This window comes from Bacillus sp. LR--39 (assembly GCF_053613335.1).
The window spans coordinates 1-542 of the sequence record NZ_JBSIOT010001464.1 but is presented as its reverse complement, the minus strand read 5'-3'; the positions used below and the strand labels follow the sequence as shown (position 1 = coordinate 542).

Below are 542 nucleotides of genomic sequence, written 5' to 3'. Positions count from 1 at the left end.
ATCGGCAAAGCCATCGAAGAGCGGGCGCTTGAATGGAAGATGAAATATCCGCAGATTGGGGAAGTCCGCCGACTTGGCGCAATGGCTGCGATTGAAATTGTCAGGGACGAAAAGACGCGGGAGCCGGACAAAGCAGCTGCGGCCAAGATTGCCAAGTACGCCAATGAACACGGTCTGCTCTTGTTGACGGCAGGGATCAACGGCAACATTATCCGTTTTCTGTCTCCGCTCGTCATTACTGATGAATTACTTGAGGAAGGGTTCGGCATCATTGAAGAAGCGCTGGAACAGCTCTAGTTTGACATCTTCTAAAAGAAGGAGCGGATTTTGATGGGTAAACAGCAAATGAAAAAAACGATGTCGCAGACGGATGTGCTATTTTTAGCGATCGGAGCTATGCTCGGCTGGGGCTGGGTCGTCCTTTCCGGCGACTGGATTTCGACAGCCGGCTTTTTGGGCAGCACGATCGCGTTTATCATCGGCGGCATACTCGTCATCTTAATCGGGTTAACGTACGCGGAGCTGTCTTCTGCCATCCGTGA

The 542-nt window shown here is 51.7% G+C and carries 1 protein-coding gene and 1 pseudogene; both read left to right on the top strand.

Translation table 11 applies throughout. From position 1 onward, the window contains the following. Positions 1–297 (top strand): aminotransferase class III-fold pyridoxal phosphate-dependent enzyme (locus ACWHAR_RS31160; RefSeq protein ID WP_452088939.1); only part of this gene is annotated, 297 nt, incomplete at its 5' end. Positions 298–330: 33 nt separating this feature from the next. Next, positions 331–542, top strand: a pseudogene (locus tag ACWHAR_RS31155) (amino acid permease); the annotation flags it as partial.